A 4993-nucleotide genomic window follows, 5' to 3' on the forward strand; every position below is an offset into this window, starting at 1 on the left:
CCCGGAGCCTTGACGGCCGCGACCTTCAGGCCGCCACGGAGGCGGTTCACGACGAGGGTGGCAAGCGCCTCGCCTTCGACGTCTTCTGCGATGATAATAAGCGGCTTGCCGCTCTGTACGATTGCTTCCAGGAGCGGAAGCAGTTCGTTCAGGCTGGAGAGCTTTTTCTCGTAGATCAGGATATAGGCGTCGTCCATTTCAACGCGCATCTTGTCGGCGTTGGTGACGAAGTAGGGCGAGATGTAGCCGCGGGCGAACTGCATGCCCTCGACGACCTCGAGTTCGGTCTCGAGCGATTTGGCTTCCTCGACGGTGATGACACCCTCGTTGCCGACCTTCTTCATGGCGTCGGAGAGGAACTTGCCGATCTCCGCATCGCCGTTGGCCGAGATGGTGCCGACCTGGGCGATCTCCTCGTTCGAGGTGACCTTCTTGGAGTTCTTGACGAGGTCGGCGACCACGGCGTCGACTGCCAAGTCGATACCGCGCTTGAGATCCATCGGATTCATGCCCGCGGCAACCGCCTTGGCGCCCTCGCGCACGATGGCTGCGGCCAACACGGTCGCGGTGGTGGTACCGTCGCCTGCGGCGTCGGCCGCCTTCGAGGCCACTTCACGCACCATCTGTGCGCCCATGTTCTCGAACTTCTCTTCGAGCTCGATTTCCTTGGCGACGGTGACGCCGTCCTTGGTGATCCGGGGAGCACCGAACGACTTGTCGAGGACCACGTTGCGGCCCTTCGGACCGAGCGTGACCTTTACCGCGTTGTTGAGAATTTCGACGCCGCGCAACATGCGGTCACGGGCATCGACGCCGAATTTGACTTCTTTGGCTGACATAGTGGTCTCCGTTTTCAACCGGTCAGATCCCAAAGACCCGCGCAACTGGCGAGCTCTCGAGGGATGAGATTTGAATTGCGGGCCTCATCCTTCGAGAACCCGGCTACGCCGAATCCCAGGGTAAGGAAAACTGACTGGCGCTTACGCGGCCTTCTTCTTGGCAGCGGGCAGATCAGTGAGAACGCCCATGATGTCGCTCTCCTTCATGATCAACAGCTCCTGGCCGTCGATCGTGACCTCGGTGCCCGACCACTTGCCGAACAGCACGCGGTCGCCGACCTGCACGTCGATCGGGATCAGCTTGCCGGCTTCGTCGCGGCCGCCGCGGCCGACGGCGGTGACTTCGCCCTGGGAGGGCTTCTCCTTGGCGGTGTCCGGAATGATGATGCCACCAGCGGTCTTGTCTTCGGCCTCAATGCGCTTGACCACGACACGGTCATGGAGCGGACGGAATTTCATGCGATTCTCCCTGGCTTTTTTGATTGTTTCTGGATTGGCAGTCGTAACGAGCTACGTGCTCGTAACCGGAGTCTTCCGCGTCCATCAAGACGTCAGTCTTCATTTCAAAAATTAGCGGCGATCAGATCGTAAGAACCCCTGCTGCCGCGGACGTACACCCTGGCAGCGGCGGCACAGATCACATCACGGTTGGAATCGAATGCGTTCAGGAAACCCGTTTCATTGGGGTGAGCGTCCGGTTGAAGTCGCCTCAGCGCGTCTTCCTCTATGAAAAACGATGCCTCTAGCGCGCTATCGTATCCCCAAAAACGCACGGCATGCCGCGTTCGGTCATATGAACGACTATAATTTGGAAACTCGATCATGGTGGGTCCGATCAAGTCCGCGCAAGGGCAAAAGATGTCGAAAGCGATCAGGCTGCGCTAAGCTGTAAATGGCTACTCTGGAATCGGACTACAACCTGCCCACGACATTAAGTTATGACCAGCCTCGCTATTCGGCGGAGCGTCACCATCCCCTCATATCACCGAGCGTCCCTGGCTATTATCGGTGACTGAGAGTGTTGCGCTCCCGCCGTTTTGAAAAGGCGGTTCCAAAGGTCGAATATCGATAGATTCAGTGTTAGTGGGTGGCTCGTACCTCCGGTATTGCTGCCGATCTTTTTCGGGCTGTTGATCGTCGCTGCAATAGTTATTCAATGGTAGTCCCCCTCGGCGGACCCGCGCCATCGACTCAAGCCAACAGCGAGTTGGCTCGGATGAAATGACTAACGAGCTGAATGTCAGGGCGGCGGCCCTTGGTGCGATCCTTTCACAAGCTACGACCGTCACGCGTACTGCGCTCAATCCAACAGGTGATCAGCTCGTCCTCAGGGACCGAGCGATCGTTGTGCGAAAATCGCGGACACCGTCCGGTGACCGATTTCGAGTTTCTGGAAGATGTTGTGAGTGAATCGTGGCGAACAAAGATAGCGAGGTCTCCAACGGACGGCGGAATCCACCTTTTCCAAATGGAGCAACGGCGACGGCAATTAATCGAGCAACATCAACTGGCTGGGGCGGGAGGGATCGAACCTCCGAATGGCGGAATCAAAATCCGCTGCCTTACCGCTTGGCTACGCCCCAACAGGCGACCTGGGGCGGCGGAAGAACTGGCTACCGCAGATTCCCCTGGTCGCAGCCGGTCTATAGGGAGCGGCGCAGCATTTCAACCGCCTGGAGGGGCAAAATACCACAGCCCCGGGATCGGCCGCGCTACACTCTCTTTATGGGCCCGCGACGGCCCCGTTCTGACCGCCACCGTCCGGCCCCTCCCGCCCCATTGAGACCTCCCCCATTTCATGGGAATAGGGCGCCAAGACCTGTCCACGGGAGTGAGCCATGACCTACCGCGCGCCGATTTCTGACATGCTGCTGTCGCTCAATCACGGCGCCGGCCTCAAGGCTGCGGTGGAGGCCGGTCATTACGGCGATTTCGACGCCGACATCGCCGCGGCCGTGCTGGAGGAAGCCGGCAAGTTCGCAGCCGACGTCCTGGCCCCGCTCAACAAGGTCGGCGACGAGCACGGCATCAAGCTCAGCGACGGCAAGGTGACGACCGCGCCGGGCTGGCCGGACGCCTACAAGCGCTGGACCGAGGGCGGCTGGAACGCGGTGTCCGGCCCGGAGGATTTCGGCGGCCAGGGCCTGCCGATCGCGATCAATGCTGCCTGTACCGAGATCTGGAGCGCCTCGAACCTCGCCTTCGGCCTCTGCCCGCTGCTGACGGCGTCGGCGATGGAGGCGCTGGACGCGCATGGCAGCAGTGAGCTGAAGAAGATCTATCTCGAAAAGCTCGTCTCCGGCGAATGGACCGGCACGATGCAGCTCACCGAGCCGCAGGCCGGCTCCGACGTCGGCGCGCTGCGCACCCGCGCCGAAAAGCAAGCCGACGGCACCTATCGCATCAAGGGGACGAAGATCTTCATCACCTATGGCGAGCACGACATGACCGACAACATCGTGCATTTCGTGCTGGCGCGTCTGCCCGATGCGCCCGCCGGCACCAAAGGCATCTCGCTGTTCCTCGTGCCCAAGTTCATGGTCAATGCAGACGGCTCGCTGGGGCAGCGCAACGACATCTATGCGAGCGGCGTCGAGCACAAGCTCGGCATGCATGCCTCCCCCACCTGCACCATGACCATGGGCGATCATGGTGGCGCCATCGGCTTCCTCATCGGCGAAGAGAACCAGGGCATGCGCTGCATGTTCACGATGATGAATCAGGCGCGCCTCGGCGTCGGCCTGGAGGGCGTCGGCGTCGCCGATCGCGCCTATCAGCAGGCTTTGTCGTATGCGCAGGAGCGCAAGCAGGGCCGCGCCGTCGGCAGCAAGAGCGACGGCTCGGACGCGATCTTCGTGCATCCCGACGTCAAGCGCATGCTGATGCGGATGCGGGCGCAGACCGCCGCCGCGCGCACCATCTGCTATGCGACCGCGGTCGCGATCGACGTCTCGACGCGCGCCAGGGACCCCAAGGTGCGTGCAGATGCCGCCGCGCGCGCGGCGCTGCTGACGCCGATGGCCAAGGGCTATTCCACCGACATCGGCAACGAGGTCGCCTATCTCGGCGTGCAGGTGCATGGCGGCATGGGCTTCATCGAGGAGACCGGTGCGGCCCAGCATTATCGCGATGCCCGCATCACCGCGATCTACGAAGGCACCAACGGCATTCAGGCGATCGACCTCGTCACGCGCAAGCTCGCGGCCAATGGCGGCGCTGCCGTCTGGGCGCTGCTCGACGAGCTCGCAGCGACGGTCAAGAAAGTCGAAGCGTCGAACGATCCGGCTTTTGGCACCACGGGCGTCAAGCTGCGCGAAGCGCTGGAGGCCTTGACGCGCACCAGCAAATGGCTGCTGGAGCGCGTGACGTCCGCGCCGAACGAGGCGCTTGCCGGCGCGACACCCTATCTGCAGCAGTTCGGCTCAACGCTCGGCGGCTGCCTGCTCGCCTCCGAGGCGCTCGCCGCCAAGGCCGACGGCAACACGGACGCCGCGCGCTACGTCTCGCTGGCACGCTTCTTCGCCGAGAACATCAGTGTGCAGGCCGGCGCGCTCGAGCGCACCGTGACCGAGAGCGCGGAATCGGTCGCGGCGGCGGATGCGGTGCTGCTGGGGTAAGCTGCTTGCCGAGTACACGGATGCGTAGGGTGGGTTAGCCGTAGGCGTAACCCACCGCTTGTGCCGCTGCGTGAACAAAAGAGGTGGTTAGCCCTGCAGATGCGCTTTGCGCGTCTGCAAGGCTAATCCACCCTACGAACTCCGGGCTACGAAGCGACCGTCTTCCTGCCCTGCCCCGGCCGCCACAACACGATGCCCGCCGCCACGAGATCAAGCACGACGCACATCGCAAACGCCATCGTGTAGTTGCCCGTCAAGCTGCGCACGAGGCCGACGATGCCGGGGCCGAAGGCGCTGACGATGCCGCTGATCGAGGTGCCCAGTCCCATTGCGGCGGCGAAGGCGGCGGCGCCGATCTCGCGCTGGATGATCAAGGGCGGAAACGTGATCATGTTGCCGATCGAGAAGCCGTAGACGGCGCAGCACACCAGCAGCACGGTCGGGCTCGTGCTCTGCACGAGAACGAACAACGCCGCCGCCTGGCTCGTCATCGACGCCGCGCAGGCGAGCCGGGGATCGAGCCGGTCGACGAACAGG

4 protein-coding genes, 1 tRNA gene and 1 pseudogene are annotated in these 4993 nt (G+C 62.6%); 1 reads left to right on the plus strand and 5 read right to left on the minus strand.

Annotation, left to right across the window (positions count from 1 at the left end; genetic code table 11):
* From groEL to IC66_RS0133245, 4 genes are all read right to left on the minus strand, one after another.
* A partial coding sequence (gene groEL, locus IC66_RS0133235; RefSeq protein ID WP_038950531.1) for a chaperonin GroEL occupies nt 1-839 on the minus strand: 839 nt, incomplete at its 3' end.
* A 141-nt stretch (nt 840-980) separates the two neighbouring features.
* A complete protein-coding gene (locus IC66_RS0133240; protein ID WP_038950533.1) occupies nt 981-1298 on the minus strand; it encodes a co-chaperone GroES in 318 nt (105 codons plus the stop codon).
* A gap of 104 nt (nt 1299-1402) precedes the next feature.
* Nucleotides 1403-1663, minus strand: a complete 261-nt coding sequence (locus tag IC66_RS43860; protein ID WP_080670259.1) for a DUF1488 domain-containing protein — start codon at nt 1661-1663, stop codon at nt 1403-1405.
* Between the two features lie 684 nt (nt 1664-2347).
* A tRNA-Gln gene (locus IC66_RS0133245) sits at nt 2348-2422 on the minus strand.
* 255 nt (nt 2423-2677) lie between these two features.
* Between IC66_RS0133245 and IC66_RS0133250 the strand changes: the two genes are divergently transcribed.
* A complete protein-coding gene (locus tag IC66_RS0133250; RefSeq protein WP_038950534.1) occupies nt 2678-4456 on the plus strand; it encodes an acyl-CoA dehydrogenase in 1779 nt (592 codons plus the stop codon).
* 146 nt (nt 4457-4602) lie between these two features.
* Here the strand turns inward: IC66_RS0133250 and IC66_RS0133255 are convergent.
* Nucleotides 4603-4993 (minus strand): annotated as a pseudogene (locus tag IC66_RS0133255) (MFS transporter); the annotation flags it as partial.

The organism is Bradyrhizobium genomosp. III (genome assembly GCF_000261705.1).
In the GTDB taxonomy this organism is placed as follows: Bacteria; Pseudomonadota; Alphaproteobacteria; order Rhizobiales; family Xanthobacteraceae; genus Bradyrhizobium; species Bradyrhizobium ottawaense.

Bases quoted from the DNA above. Each gene is read 5' to 3' on its own strand.
- IC66_RS0133250 (WP_038950534.1), top strand. From the start codon at position 2,678: ATGACCTACCGCGCGCCGATTTCTGACATGCTGCTGTCGCTCAATCAC.
- IC66_RS43860 (WP_080670259.1), bottom strand. From the start codon at position 1,663: ATGATCGAGTTTCCAAATTATAGTCGTTCATATGACCGAACGCGGCAT.
- IC66_RS0133240 (WP_038950533.1), bottom strand. From the start codon at position 1,298: ATGAAATTCCGTCCGCTCCATGACCGTGTCGTGGTCAAGCGCATTGAG.